Source organism: Nocardia sp. CNY236, from assembly GCF_000482385.1.
Classification (GTDB): Bacteria; Actinomycetota; Actinomycetes; order Mycobacteriales; family Mycobacteriaceae; genus Nocardia.
The window spans coordinates 119,622-134,870 of the sequence record NZ_KI519395.1; the positions used below are offsets into that span (position 1 = coordinate 119,622).

13 protein-coding genes are annotated in these 15,249 nt (G+C 64.1%); 9 read left to right on the forward strand and 4 right to left on the reverse strand.

The features are described from left to right. Positions 1 to 8: 8 nt before the first annotated feature. Complete coding sequence (locus tag K940_RS0124745; RefSeq protein WP_028479681.1) at positions 9 to 443, reverse strand: Fur family transcriptional regulator; 435 nt, start codon at positions 441 to 443, stop codon at positions 9 to 11. Positions 444 to 446: 3 nt separating this feature from the next. Beyond that, the gene (locus K940_RS0124750; RefSeq protein ID WP_028479682.1) at positions 447 to 797 is read right to left on the reverse strand and encodes a helix-turn-helix transcriptional regulator; all 351 of its coding nucleotides are present in this window, start codon (positions 795 to 797) and stop codon (positions 447 to 449) included. A 224-nt stretch (positions 798 to 1,021) separates the two neighbouring features. Between K940_RS0124750 and K940_RS0124755 the strand changes: the two genes are divergently transcribed. From K940_RS0124755 to K940_RS30265, 3 genes are all read left to right on the forward strand, one after another. Beyond that, on the forward strand, positions 1,022 to 2,413 hold the full coding sequence (locus tag K940_RS0124755) for a glycine--tRNA ligase (protein ID WP_028479683.1): 1,392 nt from the start codon (positions 1,022 to 1,024) through the stop codon (positions 2,411 to 2,413). A 106-nt stretch (positions 2,414 to 2,519) separates the two neighbouring features. Then, positions 2,520 to 4,016, forward strand: a complete 1,497-nt coding sequence (locus tag K940_RS30260; RefSeq protein WP_081706635.1) for an NAD(P)/FAD-dependent oxidoreductase — start codon at positions 2,520 to 2,522, stop codon at positions 4,014 to 4,016. Between the two features lie 104 nt (positions 4,017 to 4,120). Beyond that, positions 4,121 to 5,614: an NAD(P)-binding domain-containing protein gene (locus K940_RS30265; RefSeq protein WP_081706637.1), complete on the forward strand. Its 1,494-nt coding sequence runs from the start codon at positions 4,121 to 4,123 to the stop codon at positions 5,612 to 5,614. 52 nt (positions 5,615 to 5,666) lie between these two features. Here the strand turns inward: K940_RS30265 and K940_RS30270 are convergent, their stop codons facing one another. Next, positions 5,667 to 6,113, reverse strand: coding sequence for a DUF1707 domain-containing protein (locus K940_RS30270; RefSeq protein ID WP_051407517.1), 447 nt, complete (start codon positions 6,111 to 6,113; stop codon positions 5,667 to 5,669). Positions 6,114 to 6,160: 47 nt separating this feature from the next. Beyond that, positions 6,161 to 8,128 (reverse strand): TPM domain-containing protein, encoded by a 1,968-nt coding sequence (locus K940_RS0124780; protein WP_028479684.1) that lies wholly within the window; start codon positions 8,126 to 8,128, stop codon positions 6,161 to 6,163. Between the two features lie 188 nt (positions 8,129 to 8,316). Here K940_RS0124780 and K940_RS0124785 point away from each other — a divergent pair, with 188 nt between their 5' ends. The 6 genes from K940_RS0124785 to K940_RS34230 all read left to right on the forward strand — a co-directional run bounded on the left by K940_RS0124785 (position 8,317) and on the right by K940_RS34230 (position 15,059). Further along, the gene (locus K940_RS0124785; protein WP_155981120.1) at positions 8,317 to 8,895 is read left to right on the forward strand and encodes a YdcF family protein; all 579 of its coding nucleotides are present in this window, start codon (positions 8,317 to 8,319) and stop codon (positions 8,893 to 8,895) included. A 6-nt stretch (positions 8,896 to 8,901) separates the two neighbouring features. Continuing rightward, positions 8,902 to 10,161, forward strand: a complete 1,260-nt coding sequence (locus K940_RS0124790) for a deoxyguanosinetriphosphate triphosphohydrolase (protein WP_028479686.1) — start codon at positions 8,902 to 8,904, stop codon at positions 10,159 to 10,161. A gap of 90 nt (positions 10,162 to 10,251) precedes the next feature. Next, a complete protein-coding gene (locus K940_RS0124795; protein WP_028479687.1) occupies positions 10,252 to 11,403 on the forward strand; it encodes an FIST N-terminal domain-containing protein in 1,152 nt (383 codons plus the stop codon). 98 nt (positions 11,404 to 11,501) lie between these two features. After that, complete coding sequence (locus K940_RS0124800) at positions 11,502 to 12,323, forward strand: HAD family hydrolase (protein WP_028479688.1); 822 nt, start codon at positions 11,502 to 11,504, stop codon at positions 12,321 to 12,323. Positions 12,324 to 12,447: 124 nt separating this feature from the next. Continuing rightward, the gene (dnaG, locus tag K940_RS0124805; RefSeq protein WP_028479689.1) at positions 12,448 to 14,367 is read left to right on the forward strand and encodes a DNA primase; all 1,920 of its coding nucleotides are present in this window, start codon (positions 12,448 to 12,450) and stop codon (positions 14,365 to 14,367) included. Between the two features lie 467 nt (positions 14,368 to 14,834). After that, a complete protein-coding gene (locus K940_RS34230; protein WP_231390514.1) occupies positions 14,835 to 15,059 on the forward strand; it encodes a hypothetical protein in 225 nt (74 codons plus the stop codon). Positions 15,060 to 15,249 lie beyond the last annotated feature (190 nt).

Consider the following 15,249-nt stretch of genomic DNA (forward strand, 5'->3'; position numbering starts at 1 on the left):
GATGCGCGCTAGGGGCTTTGCGGGGGGCAGGGCTTGCAGACCGCGCAGGTGCCGAACACTTCCAGGGTGTGGCTGATCTCGGTGAATCCGTGCTCGCCGGCGATCGCCTCGGCCCAGGCTTCGACCGTCGGGCCTTTGACCTCGATGGTTCGACCACACTGGCGGCATACCAGGTGGTGATGGTGGCCGGTGGAGCACTGGCGGTACAGCGACTCTCCGGTATCGGTACGCAGGACGTCCACCATTCCTGCCTCCGCCAACGACTGCAGGGTCCGATAGACCGTGGTCAGGCCGATGCCCTCGCCACGCTTACGCAGTTCGTCGTGTAGCTCCTGGGCAGATCGGAACTCGTCGATGTCACCGAGCAGCGCGGTGATGGCACTGCGCTGCCTGGTGCTACGGATACCGACCGGTTTCTGTGGAGCGGCCGTATTGTCTGGCACGAATCACCCTTCCTCGGCGTGCGCGACGGCGTCGACGACGATATGTGCGAGGTGGTCGTCGACGAGTTCATAGAGCACTTCGCGACCCGACCGCTCACCGTGAACGACGCCCGCGGCCTTGAGGATACGCAAATGCTGGCTGACCAGAGGCTGGGTGACACCGAGGGCGTCGACCAACTCGTGCACGAGGCGCGGCGACTCGCGTAGCTGCAGCACGATAGCAATACGTACCGGCGCTGCGAGCGCCCGCAGCAGCTCACCGGCGTCTTCCAGCACGGTTCGTGCGGGAACCGGTGCTGGTCCGGGCGACCGATACGGGTTGTGCGGTTGTTCGGCGGCGGCCTGGGTGGTCATCACACCATCTCCTTAATGGAAAGCATTACCAGTTTGCATATGCGCAGGTGCGCATGTCAAACAGGCCCGCCGCGGCCGCGGCATCTGTCCGGCGCGCTGTGCGGTGGACGCGCGGTTGGGCCGGGTCGTTAGGCTGTAGCCGACCCGATGGTTCCGGCCGGCCAGTGGGAATGCTTCGGTCGGGCCGATACCGATCCGAATCGCAGTGGATGGAGAATTCTCGAGTGGCACCCAAGTCGAAGGTGGACACCGTTGCCAACCTCGCCAAGCGTCGGGGTCTGGTCTACCCGTGCGGTGAGATCTACGGCGGCACCAAGTCGGCATGGGACTATGGTCCGCTGGGCGTCGAACTCAAGGAGAACATCAAGAAGCAGTGGTGGCGCACCGTGGTCACCGGTCGTGAGGATGTCGTCGGCCTGGACTCGTCGGTGATCCTGCCTCGGCAGGTATGGGTTGCCTCCGGCCATGTCGGCGTGTTCAACGACCCGTTGGTCGAGTGCCTGCAGTGCCATCACCGTTTTCGGCAGGATCACCTGCAAGAGGCGTACGCGCTCAAGAACAAGCTCGAGGACCCGGACGCGGTCGCCATGGATGTGGTCGCGTGCCCGAACTGTGGCACCGTCGGCCAGTGGACCGAGCCGCGCGACTTCAACATGATGCTCAAGACCTATCTCGGTCCGATCGAATCCGAGGAAGGCCTGCACTACCTGCGTCCGGAGACGGCGCAGGGCATCTTCGTCAACTTCTCCAATGTGATGACCACCGCGCGCAAGAAGCCGCCATTCGGCATCGCGCAGATCGGCAAGAGCTTTCGCAACGAGATCACACCCGGAAATTTCATCTTCCGTACCCGGGAGTTCGAACAGATGGAGATGGAGTTCTTCGTCAAGCCGGGTGACGACGTCGAGTGGCACAAGTATTGGATCGAGAATCGGCTGTCGTGGTACGTCGACCTCGGTATCGCTGCGGAGAACCTGCGACTGTTCGAGCACCCGAAAGACAAGCTCTCACACTATTCGGCCGGCACGACCGATATCGAGTACCGCTTCGGCTTCCCCGGCAGTGAATGGGGTGAACTCGAAGGTGTCGCCAACCGGACCGACTTCGATCTGAAGACGCACTCCGAGCATTCCGGCACCGAATTGACTTTCTTCGACCAGACCACCAACGAGCGTTATACGCCGTATGTCATCGAGCCGGCGGCGGGCCTCACCCGCTCATTGATGGCTTTTTTGGTCGATGCCTATGCCGAGGACGAAGCACCCAATGCCAAGGGCGGGGTGGACACCCGCACGGTTCTGCGCCTGGATCGGCGACTCGCTCCGGTGAAGGCGGCGGTGTTGCCCTTGTCGCGCAATGCCGATCTGACGCCGAAGGCGAAAGACCTCGCTGCGCGGCTGCGTAAGAACTGGAATGTCGAGTTCGATGATGCCGGAGCCATCGGTCGTCGCTACCGCCGGCAGGACGAGATCGGTACACCGTTCTGCGTCACAGTCGATTTCGACACGCTCGACGACCACGCGGTGACCATCCGTGAGCGTGATTCGATGGCCCAGGAGCGCATCGCCCTGGACAAGGTCGAAGGCTATCTGGCTCAGCACTTGATCGGCGCCTGAGAGTCGCGGGACCACGAAGTCGCCGAGCTATTCGATCTGCGGGAGCTGCTCCACCCAAGTATTGTTGCAGGTGTAGCTGGTACCGGGGTTGGTAGGAGGTGGTGGGGTGGTCGGGACTCGGATCGCGGTGATCGGTGCCGGGCCATCCGGTATCGCTGCTGCCAAGGAGTGCATCGCGCATGGTTTGGGCGCGGATCTGGTGGTTTTCGAGAAGTCCGATCAGGTCGGTGGAAACTGGGTTTTCCGGGAGGATCCAGGGCATTCCAGTATCTGTTCGACCACGCACACCATCAGCTCGAAGTACTACTCGGAGTACGAAGACTTCGCGCTGCCTCCGGATACTCCGGACTACCCGCACCATACGCAGCTGAAGAAATATTTTCAGGACTATGCCGAACACTTCGATGTGATCCCCAGGATTCGTTTCCATACCGAGGTGTTGCACGCTACGCGCCGTGAAGACGGTGCATGGCTCATTCGTTCGTCCGGTCCGGGGGGCGAGCAGATCGAGGTTTTCGACGTTCTGATGGTGGCCAATGGTCATCACTGGAATCCATATACGCCCGAGTATCCGGGGCGGTTCGACGGCGAGTTCATCCACTCACACGCATTCAAGAGCAATGTGCCGTTCACCGGAAAGCGCGTCCTGGTCATCGGCGGCGGCAATTCCGGCGCCGACGTGGCAGTGCAGTGTTCGCACGTCGCCGAGCGTTGCTGCATCTCGATGCGCAGTGGGCAATGGTTCGTCTCGAAATTCTTCCTGGGCTGGCCCATCGACGTGATCTACGAAAAAGTTTCCGGGATGCTTCCGCATTTCATGCGCCAGTCGATCATGGAGGCGGCAACGCGATTGATAGTTGGGCGCTACGAGCACTATGGTTTGCAGAATCCCGATCACGGTCTCCTGCAGTGTCATTTCACCATCAATTCCGAGCTGATCTATTCACTTGGTCACGGAGATATCGTACCCAGGGTCGGTGTTTCGCGCTTCGACGGTGATCGTGTTCATTTCGAGGACGGTAGTAGCGAGGTGTTCGATGCGGTCATAGCGGCAACTGGATACAAAATTACTTTTCCCTTCTTCGACAAGTCCTTCATCGACTGGGAGGAAGCGAAAAAAGTACCGTTGTGGCGGCGTATGTTCCATGCCGAGGTTCCGAATCTCTACTTCATCGGTCTGTTCCAGCCGCGCGGCTCCATATGGCCGCTCGCCGATTACCAGGCAATGCTCGCCTGTCTGGAGATCACCGGCCGCTATCACCGCCCGACCGACATGCGGCGGGCGATCGCCCACGAACTGGCGCACCCACACTTCGAGTTCGTCGACTCGGTACGCCACTCCACCGAAGTGGACTATGCGGACTTCCGCCGGGAGTTGCTCACCGAGCTGAAAAGGGCCGGGGTCAAGCCGCACGCGCGCCCCGAGAACGCATCGATAGTTCAGATCAAGGCGTGGGCCAGCAGACGTACCGGCGCCCCTCCGCGCCGCCTTCGGAAAGCCGCCAAACAGAGACAGAATGCCCAGCGCCGACAAGCAGAGGCCCGCAGTGCAGCGCCGAGCGGTTCCGGTGCACCTGCCGACGCGGTCGCCGCAAAGCAGTAGCAGCGCCCGACATCAACGATTCGATGGTCATGTGACCTGCGGATGCTGCCCGACCACGTAGTGTTGCGGGTATCGCTGGCACTGGGTCGGCAGGAGGTGGTGTTGTGGCGGCTGGCACTCGGATAGCGGTGATCGGCGCGGGGCCATCGGGTATTGCTGCCGCCAAGGAGTGTATCGCGCATGGTTTGGGCGCGGATCTGGTGGTTTTCGAGAAGTCCGATCAGGTGGGCGGAAACTGGGTTTTCCGAGAGGATCCGGGGCATTCCAGTATCTACTGGACCACGCACACCATCAGTTCCAAATACTACTCGGAGTACGAAGACTTCGCCTTGCCTCCGGATACTCCGGACTACCCTCACCATACGCAGCTGAAGAAATACTTTCAGGACTATGCCCAACACTTCGATGTGATCCCCAGGATTCGTTTCCATACCGAGGTGTTGCACGCTACCCGCCGTGAAGATGGTGCATGGCTCATTCGTTCGTGCGGTCCGGGGGGCGAGCAGGTCGAGGTTTTCGACGTTCTGATGGTTGCCAATGGTCATCACTGGAATCCGCGTATGCCGGAGTATCCGGGGCGGTTCGACGGCGAGTTCATCCACTCACATGCATTCAAGAGCAATGTGCCATTCACCGGTAAACGTGTTCTGGTCATCGGCGGCGGCAATTCGGGCGCCGATGTGGCAGTGGAATGTTCGCGCGTCGCCGAGCGCTGCGATATATCGATGCGCCATGGACTCTGGATAGTCCCCAAGTTTATTGTGGGCTGGCCCAACGACGTGGTATCGGACAAGACGGCCGGTATGCTCCCGTATTCGGTGCGCCAGCCGGTCATGGAAACGGTAGTCCATTTGACCATCGGACGCTATGAGCATTTCGGTCTACAGCGTCCCGAGCACGGTGTTCTGCAGTGTCATCCCACCATCAATTCCGAGTTGATCTACTCGCTCGGTCATGGCGATGTGGTGCCCAGGGTTGGTGTTTCGCGTTTCGACGGTGATCGTGTTCATTTCGAGGACGGTAGTAGTGAGGTGTTCGATGCGGTCATAGCGGCGACCGGGTACAAGATCACCTTCCCGTTCTTCGATACGTCGTTCATCGACTGGGAGGAAGCGAAAAAAGTACCGTTGTGGCGGCGTATGTTCCATGCCGATGTACCCAACCTCTACTTCATCGGTTTGTTCCAGCCGCTCGGCTCCGTATGGCCGCTCGCCGATTACCAGGCAATGCTCGCCTGTCTGGAGATCACCGGCCGCTATCACCGCCCGCCCGACATGCGGCGGGCGATCGCCCATGAACTGGCGCACCCGCATTTCAAGTTCATCGACTCGGTACGCCACTCCACCGAAGTGGGCTATGGCGACTTCCGCCGGGAGTTGCTCACGGAGCTGAAGAAGGCCGGGGCCAGGCCACACCTGCGCCCCGAGAACGCCTCGATACGCCTGGCGAAGGCATGGGGTACTCGACGGCTCGGCGCTCCCGCGCGCCGAGATCGGAAAGCTTGGCGCAGAGAGGATGCCCGGCGCCGACAGGCACAGACCCGGAGCGCAGCGGCGAACGGTTCCGGCGGGTCCGTCGACGGGGCGGGTGCACAGTAGTGACAGACGGGCACAGGTCATCTGCTGCAGTGGGGGCGTCGGTATCGCCGTGCTATCGATCTTTGTCGATACGACCCGTTGCCTGTCCGTCGTCGCCTTCGATCGCGGGTCGATCGCCTTGCTTGTGGTTGCCGATACCGATGGTGGTCGGAATCAGCAACGCGAAACCCCAGGGTACGGCCACCCAGAACGGCCAGAAGTAGCCCGCGCCGGTGGCCAAGTAGATCGCTAGGCACAAGGAATTGACGAATACCCACGGAATCCACATGACCGTCACCCATTGCGGAATGCGTGCAGTCCGTGCAAGACGTGCATCGCGAGGGACGGGAAGGTCGGACAGCAGAGGCGTCAGCTCGCCATAGGTTTTCGCAGCGTAGACCTGCCGCAGGCGCTCATCGAATTCGGGCAGCGACAGCCTTCCTTCGGCGATCGCCTGGCGCAACTGGTCGATGATCTTCTCGCGATCGGCGTCCGACGCCCGCAGGTTGTCCTGACTCACGGTGTCAGCTTAGGTCGGTGGTCTCGATCGTGTGCGAGGAACCTCGGTCAGAACCTCCCGCCCCGGTTGATTCGTCGTGTCCCGGTCGAGCCGCCGAAAGAACCCGCACGTAAGCCCGTGCCGGAATGTCGGGCGCCGCCGGCGACTCCGCGCAGTAGTCCTCCGACGAGAATGCCGCCGAGCACCGCTGCGGTGTCGGTGCCCCGGTATGGAGTTCTGCTCTCCCAGGCCAGCACGCTGGATTGCGCGATGTGCAGCGCCCGCTCGCCCAGAACGGCCGCTGTCTGCGCGTACTGCAGCGCCTGCCCAGGTTCGGTGGAGCTCAGCTGATTCGCTTGGTCGAGATTGCGCTGCGCTTCCGACAGTCGCGTGCGTGCTTCGGCATCGACGCCGCCGCGACGGGGAGTAATGTAGTCCAAGGCCGCGCCGATCCGGGCTCGCGCGTTGGCGAGCGCACGGTCGAGTCGGCGCTGCAAGTCCTCGACGGCTCGTTTGCGGTCGGTGGCGTCGGCGAGGGCGCGATCGAGGTCGGTGTCGGCGGTCACGGCGTGGTGGAAGGCGGTCAGCGGGTCGGTGGCCGCAGTAGAAGTCGCCTCGGCCAGTGCGGATTGCGCTGCGGTGCGCGCGGCCTCCAAATCCGGGCCGCCGTAGGCGGTGAACTCGGTGGCGGTGGCGATGTCGCGGCGCAACTCTTCCAGTACTCCGGCCAGTCCGTCACGGGCCTGGTGGATGTCCGTCGATGCGTTGTCGACCGCGTCGAGCAGGATGCGTGCCTGACCGATCGCGGATTCGGCAGCCCGGATCGCGGCGACCGCGCCGCCCTGCCTACCGACACGCCGCCTCAGCGCCGCCCGACCGGAGTCTATATTCTTCTCTGCGAACGCTATTCGCTCGCGCGCCATGGTCACGTTGTCGTCGATCGGTGCGAGCACGCTGGCCGGATAGGCGGCGCGCAGCCGCACGATTTCGGCGTCCGATCCCGGGAACCGGGCGATGACGTCGACGCTGTCCCTGGTGAGTGCGTCCAGCCTGGCGGCAGCATCGAAGAGGAGATCACGCATGGCGTCGAATTCGGCCACCTGCGCATCGAGTTCCTTGTCCGCTGCCCCCACCGTGCCGATCAATTCGACCAGCAGTGCGCGTTGTTGTTCCGGGGTTTCCGGAATGGCGTCGTCGAGACGCTGGCGGATCGTGAAAGCCTTGGCAGCGGCAGCTTTCGCATGTTCGAGCGCGGTGCGGAACGGCGCGGTGGCGGTTTCACCGAACTCACCGCTGGCCAGGTCGAGTTCTTCGCCACTGGTACGCACCGCATTGTCGATATCGACCAGCGCCTCTCGTGAGCGCGCATGCAGGGTGTCCAGCGGCAGTGCCGCCAGCGCTGCCGTATCCTGCGGATCGATACCTCGGGCGGCTGTGAGTGCAGCTTCGAAGCGATCACCGCGCCGTTTGCGTCCGAACCACACCAGGCCACCGGTGGTCAGTACTACTGCCAGTCCGATGAGCAGCAAGGCGCGCGTGCTCACCCCACCGTTGCGCAGAGCCGAATCCATGCCGTCGGCGGCCGCGATCGCTGCCTCGGCCCAGCGTCCGTCGCGCAGGGCGGGCTCGATCGCGTCGATCTCGATGTCATCGAGCTCGGAATCGCTGATGCCGCTGGGCACTGTGCCGGCGAGTCGATAGGCGCGGTCTTCGGTCGCGACCGCCAGCAGCAGGTCCCGCTCGCCGAATCCGGACAGCGCGGCGGTGCGAGCGGCCCAGTCCTGCGGGGCAATCCCGTCGAAGTCGCGCACGTAGGTCACCCACAGGCGAATTCGTTGGTCGGCATAGAGTCGGTCCACCGCCGTCCGAACCTGGCGCAGCTGATCGTCGGCGAGCGCTCGGGCCGAGTCCTCGACATGGGTGTCCATCCGTGACGGTGGTTCCGCGCCGCTCGAGGCAGCGCCCACGAGCAGGCCGCTCAGCGTCACGCCGAGCACGAGCAGCCGAGCGAGTCGATTCCACAGCAGCAGTGACATGGCACGAATCTAGTCCGTCGGCGGTCGGCGGCGTGTGGTCGATCTGGGGATCCTTGTGCTGCTGGCAGACTTGGGGGGTGGATACGTCAAGGAGGCGCAGCGTATCGGGCGCCGACCCCGTCGGAGCGAACGGAATCGGTGCGAGAGCGCTTCGTTGGGCACACCGCTTGGTGATCGGCGCGACGGTGATGGGGGTGTTGCTGGTCGGCGGAACCGCATTTCGCGTCTGGCAGGTCGCACGAATCGACGACTACACCCCGGCCGACGCGATCGTGGTGCTCGGCGCCGCGCAGTACTCCGGCACGCCGTCCTCGGTGTTCGAGGCACGACTCGATCAAGCCTATGAGCTGTTCCAGTTGGGGGTCGCGCCGCAGGTGATCACTGTGGGCGGCAAGCAGGACGGTGACCTGTTCACCGAAGCGGCCTCGGGCAAGAACTACCTGCGCGAACGGGGCGTGCCCGGCGACAAGATTCTTGCCGTCGAAACCGGTTCGAATACGTTGCTCAGCGTCGAGGCAGTGGCGATGGCCATGCGGGCACGGGAGATGTCCTCGGCAATATTGGTCAGCGATCCCTGGCACTCGTTGCGCACGCGCACGATGGCCCGTGACGAGGGCCTCGCGGCCTGGACGGCGCCGACGCGGACCGGCCCTGCGGTCTACACCCGAGAGTCACAAATGCATGGCATCGCCAGGGAGACCGCGGCTCTGCTGTGGTACCAGCTCACACACTTTTCAGCGGACTTCACCTACACCGCGCAACAGTGAGTTTCGATGAGCGACCGCTACACCGACCACGATCAGCAGCGTCTTGTCGTCGAACACGCCAAGACGGCAGGGCTCGGCGGCCTGGGAAGCGAGTTCGTGACCGGGCATCGCACCGAATTCGCCCGCGACCGGGCCCGCGTGCTGCATTCCGCTGCGCTGCGCCGACTGGCGGACAAGACTCAGGTGATGGGTCCGCGCGAGGGGGATACTCCCCGAACACGGCTCACCCATTCGCTCGAGGTCGCTCAAATCGGACGCGGTATCGCCGACGGGCTCGGTTGCGATCCCGACCTGGTCGACCTGGCCGGTCTCGCCCATGACATCGGGCACCCGCCTTATGGCCACAACGGTGAGATCGCATTGGATACCTTCGCTCACGCCCACGGCGGATTCGAGGGAAACGCACAGAACTTGCGCATCTTGACTCGACTCGAACCCAAGATCGTCGAATCCGATTCCGCCAGCGCGGGCCTCAATCTCACCCGCGCCGCGCTCGACGCGACACTGAAATACCCGTGGACCCGGACGGTGCCCGGCACGAAGTTCGGTGCCTACGGCGTCGACGTGCAGCGTCTGGACTGGATACGCAGCGGCGCTCCGGACCGGCGGCGCAGCCTGGAATGCCAGATCATGGATTGGTCAGATGACGTCGCCTATTCGGTGCACGATGTCGAGGACGGCGTGCTCGCCGGCCGGATCGATCTACGTGCGCTGGCCGACCCGGTCGAACAGGACGCGCTGGCGACTCTCGGCCAGTTCCAGCATTCGCTCGCCGCCGACGAGCTGACTTCCGCTGCGCAGCGTTTGTCGGAACTGCCGGTGGTCGCGGCTGCGGCCGCCTACGACGGTTCCTTCACTGCCTCGGTTGCGTTGAAGCGCCTCACCAGCGAGCTGGTCGGCCGCTTCGCCACGGCCGCGATCGCGGCGACCAGGCAGGTTGCTGGGCTGCAACCACTGTCGCGATACCACGCCGACCTGGAAATACCACGGATGGTTGCCGCCGAGGTCGCGTTGCTGAAAACGGTCGCGCTGCGCTATGTGATGTCCGATCAGCAGCATCGGCTGCGCCAGGCGGTGCAGCGTGAGCGCATCCTCGCGGTGGCGCAGAATCTCCTGACGACTGCCCCGGACGGCCTCGACCCGCTGTTGCTGCCGTTCTGGAACGCCGCCGCCACCGACACCGACCGGGTGCGCGTCATCATCGACCAGATCGCTTCCTACACCGAAAGTCGCCTGGAGTCGGTTGCCGCTCGACTGGACGTCTAGATCGCATTCTCGGCGCCTCCCCGAACGTGCGGTGAAATACTCTGTGCCGCAACGACAGCTCGGAATCCGCTGGTTGGCTAGGATAAGAGGGTGCGGATCGGGGTTGGACTCTCCACCGCGCCCGCTGCGTCGCGGGCGGGTGAGCAGGCCGCGGTGCGCGCGCGTGAGCAGCTTGCCGGTGAGGCAGTGTCGCTTGCGATGCTGTTCGTGTCCCGGGCGCACGGCGACGAGGCGTCGGCTGTTCTCGCCGGCGTCCAGCGCACGATCCAGGCGCCTGCGCTGGTGGGATGCGTGGCGCAGGCGGTGGTCGCCGGCCGCCGGGAGATCGAAAACGAGCCTGCGGTGGCGGTGTGGTTGGCATCCGGGCTGCCTGCTGAAACGTTCCGGCTGAACTTTGTGCGCACGGCGAGTGGCGGGTTGCTCACCGGGTACCGCTTCGACAAGCAGACGCGTGACCTGCACCTGCTGCTTCCGGATGCCCACTCGTTCCCGGCACACGTGCTGCTGCAGCACTTGAACACCGAACTGCCCGGGATAGTCACCATGGGCGGACTGGTGAGCGGTGCGCCGGGGCCAGACAGTAGCCGACTGTTCCGCGATGCAGATGTGGTGACCTCCGGTGCGGTCGGCGTCCGGCTGCCCGGCCTGCTCAGCGTGCCGGTCGTTTCGCAGGGCTGTCGCCCGATCGGGTACCCGTATATCGTCACCGGTGCGCGTGGTTCGCTGATCACCGAACTCGGCGGCCGGCCGCCCGTGCAACGGCTACGAGAGATCATCGAGGTGCTGCCACCGGACGAACAGGACCTGTTCATGCACAGCCTGCAGATCGGGATCGTGGTCGACGAGCATTTGGCGGCGCCGGGGCAGGGCGACTTCCTGATCCGTGGGGTCCTCGGCGCCGACTTGCCCAGCGGTGCGGTGGAGATCGGTGAGGCCGTCGAGGTCGGTACCACGGTGCAGTTCCAGGTTCGAGACGCCGTCGGCGCGGACAGGGACCTGCGCGCGACGCTGGCACGGGCGAGCGCGGAGTTGTCCGGAGATCCGGCGGGTGCGCTGCTGTTCACCTGCACCGGTCGCGGTCGAAAGATGTTCGGGGTAGCCGATCACGATGCCGCGACGATCGTGGATCTACTCGGCGGCATTCCGCTCGCGGGGTGCTTCGCCACGGGGGAGATCGGTCCTATCGCCGGCCGCAACGCGCTCCACGGGTTCACCGCGTCCATGGCGCTGTTCGTCGAATGAGCGTCGAGTTACGGCCGCACACCGAATAGCTCGAGATCCCTCTGAGGCTTCGTCGCTGCTCGTGGTTGGTCAGAGGGTCTGTTGTCTAGTCTCGAGATGTGGCTTCTCCCGGAGGCTGGCGGCCTCGTCTCGTGGCTCTGGATATCGATGGCACGATCTGTGTCGAGGGCGTGAGTCCTCGTCTCGCGCACACCATGATCAGCCCTCGGGTAAGTGCAGCTGTGGCGGCGGTGTCGCATTCTGGTGCTCATGTGGTCTTGTCGACGGGTCGGCCCGTGCTGTCGGTGCTGCCGTTTCTGACCGAGCTCGGTTTGTCGACCGGTGTGTCGATCTGCTCGAATGGCGCGGTCCGGATCGACAGCGCCACCGGCGAGGTTCTCGACCAAATCGTGTTCGACCCGGCCGAACCAGTTGTGGTGTTGCGTCGGCTGCTCCCGGGCGCGGTGTTCACTGCCGAGGAAGCCGGGGTCGGTGACCGCACCACCCGACACACCGACACGTGCCCGGAGATCAGCAGCAAGGTACGCGTGGTCGATTTCCCGGGACTGGTAGCAACTCCGACCACCCGGCTGACCGTGCATTGGCCGGGCCGAACCGGTACCGAACTGGCCGCCGCGCTCTCGGACACGCCGATGCCATGGATACAGTGCGCGATCAGCCTGGACGGGCCCTGGCTGGTCGCGACCTCGGCCGGTGTGACGAAGGCGTCCGCGTTGGAGACGCTGCGGGTCGAACTCGGTGTCGCACGAAGCGAAACCCTTGCGGTCGGCGATGGCGTCAACGATCTGGAAATGCTCGCTTGGGCCGCCCACGGGGTGGCCATGGGCCAAGCCCCGGACGTCGTTCGTGCCGCCGCCGACGAAGTCTGTCCACCCGTCATCGAGGATGGTCTGGCGACCCTACTGGCACGGTGGTTCTGATCACATTACCTCGGCCGCCCCCTCGGACAGGTTTTCGGAGTAGGGGAGGGCTTTGGCCAGGTCGCGCCGCGGCGTATCGAACCGCCTGGGCACCTCGCCGCCGCATTCCCCTAGACTCTGAGCCGTGGCCGGACGACTTCCTGATCGCGATATCGCGGCAATCCGTGAACGCGTCCGGATCGAAGACGTGGTGGGTGAGTACGTCGCGTTGAAGCGTGCTGGCGCGGACTCCATGAAGGGGTTGTGTCCCTTCCACGACGAGAAGTCACCGTCGTTCCATGTGCGGCCCAACCATGGTCTGTTCCACTGCTTCGGCTGCGGTGAGGGCGGCGACGTGTTCGCGTTCTTGCAGAAGATCGAACATCTCGGATTCGTCGAGGCGGTCGAGCAGTTGGCCGATCGCATCGGCTATCGGATCAACTACCAGGGTGGCGGAACCTCGGTGCAGCGTGATCGTGGCACTCGCACCCGGCTGGTCGCGGCGAACGCAGCCGCCCACGAGTTCTACATGGCCCAATTGCGCGAACCGGAGGCCGAAACCGCGCGTCGGTACCTCATCGACCGTAATTTCGACGCCGCGGTCGCGCAGCAGTTCGGCTGCGGCTATGCCCCGGCCGGCTGGGACGCGCTGACCAAGCATCTTTTGCGCAAGGGGTTCGAGTTCAAAGAGCTGGAGGCCGCCGGTCTGTCTCGGCAAGGTCAGCGCGGTCCGATCGACCGATTCCATCGGCGGTTGTTGTGGCCGATCCGCAATCTCGGTGGCGATGTCATCGGGTTCGGCGCCCGCAGACTGTTCGATGACGACACATTGCCCGCCAAGTACATCAACACCCCGGAAACGGTGCTGTACAAGAAATCTCAGGTACTTTTCGGTCTCGACCATGCCAAGCGGGCGATCGCGAAGGGGCACCAGGCGGTCGTGGTCGAGGGATACACCGATGTGATGGCAATGCATTTGGCGGGTGTGCACACTGCCGTCGCCTCCTGCGGTACTGCCTTCGGCGACGAGCACCTCGCGCTGTTACGTCGCTTGATGATGGACGACAACTTCTGGCGCGGCGAGATCATCTATACCTTCGACGGCGATGCCGCGGGTCGGGCAGCAGCGTTGAAAGCCTTTGCTGGAGACCAGAAGCTGGCCGGCCAGACCTACATTGCCGTCGCACCGGACGGGCAGGACCCCTGCGAGTTGCGTCAGCACTCCGGTGACAATGCGGTCCGGGATCTGGTTGCGCGCCGGACACCGTTGTACGAGTTCGTGATTCGCGGTCTGCTGGCCGATCACGACCTCGACAGTGCTGAAGGTCAAGTGGAGGCCTTGCGCCGTGCGGTGCCGGTGGTCGCGCAGATCAAGGACAATGCGCTGCGCAAGGCCTACGCCACCAAACTGGCCGGCTGGGTGGGCTGGGACGACATTCAGACGGTCGTGCGGCGAGTCGGTGAAGAGGCCAGGCGCCGCCGCAACGGCAGTGCACGCGGTGGCAAGGATCGCCCGCCTGTTCCGCGTGAGGTTCTGGCCGAACATCCTGCGGCTCGGCCCAATCCGAACGATCCCACGTTGCTGCCACAGCGGCAGGCATTGGCCGCTGCGTTGCAGTATCCGGCGATGGCCGGCGCAAGTTTCGACGCACTCGAAGTAGCGGCCTTCACCCACCCTGGATATGCCGTCGTCCGTTCGCTGATCACCGAAGCGGGCGGAGCGGCGGCTGGACTCGGCGGCGCCGAGTGGGTCAACGCCGTTGCCGACCGCACCGATGACCTTGCTGTGCGCGCACTGCTGTCGGAACTGGCCACCGAGCCACTGCCGGTGAAATCAGCGGACGATATTCCGCGATTCATCGCCGGTGTACTGGCTCGTACTCAGGAAGCGTGGGTCGGTCGGCAAATTGCCGAGCTCAAGTCCAAACTGCAACGGGTGTCGTCGACCGAGCAGTCGGATGCCTATTTCGCGCTTTTCGGCGACCTCGTGGCGCTCGAGCAATACCGCAAGAGCCTTCTCACCCAGGCAATGGGCAACCACGACGATTTCGCCACCGGGGCCTAGGGTGTGCCTCCCAATGGCCATTCGACCACCAGGGCCAGAACCTGATCAGGGCGTTCCGGTATGATGGTACGGATTCTTCTGCGCCGCAGTAGCTTACGGTTCGCTGCAGCGGGTGCGCCATGTCGTCGAGTAACCCGTCTGGGGTGATGCGGCCGCGATCTTCCTGCCCTTGGCCGTGCTGCGATTCCAGCGGTTGAGCCGCTGATCTGCTGCTGCGGGTACTGCAGCTTCAACGGGCTTTCGAGGACGGCGCATGGACCGCTGCCGCCTTGACCGGGCGCTATCTGCGCCGGGTGTCGGAGATCGACTCTTCCGGTCCGACGCTGAGGTCGTTGATCGAGGTGAACCCCGATGCGCAGGCAATTGCCGATGGGTTCGATGCGGAGCGGCGGCAGGGCCGGGTCCGCGGTCCGCTCGTCGGGATCAAACCCATTGTCGGGTTGCTGAGTCGCTCGGGTGTCATCGGGGTGGCCGCTCCACAGGACACCACCGGGCCCATGGGCCGCTGCGTGGCCGATGTGACCACCATGTTGACCGTACTTGGGGCCGTACCGACGGAATCGACAAGGCGCTGCACGAACACCGGCTGGACGCGATCGTCGCACCGACCGAAGGGTCACCGCCGTACGTCATCGACCCGCTGGTCGGGGACAACGTCCTGCCGGGTGGGTGTTCCACAGCCCCTGCGGTAGCGGGATACCCACACATTTCGGTGCCTGCCGGCTATGTGCACGACTTGCCTGTCGGATTGTCGTTCTTCGCGGGAGCATTTGCGGAGTCCAAGCTCATCGGCTACCCGTACGCTTTCGAGCAGGCGACGCGAGTGCGACGACCGCCACAATTCTCGCCTACTCTGACGACCTGAAACCATACGGGTAGCCC

Coding starts and splice junctions, on each gene's coding strand:
- K940_RS0124750 (WP_028479682.1), bottom strand. CDS start 797: ATGACCACCCAGGCCGCCGCCGAACAACCGCACAACCCGTATCGGTCG.
- K940_RS0124780 (WP_028479684.1), bottom strand. CDS start 8,128: ATGTCACTGCTGCTGTGGAATCGACTCGCTCGGCTGCTCGTGCTCGGC.
- K940_RS0124790 (WP_028479686.1), top strand. CDS start 8,902: ATGAGCGACCGCTACACCGACCACGATCAGCAGCGTCTTGTCGTCGAA.
- K940_RS0124785 (WP_155981120.1), top strand. CDS start 8,317: ATGGGGGTGTTGCTGGTCGGCGGAACCGCATTTCGCGTCTGGCAGGTC.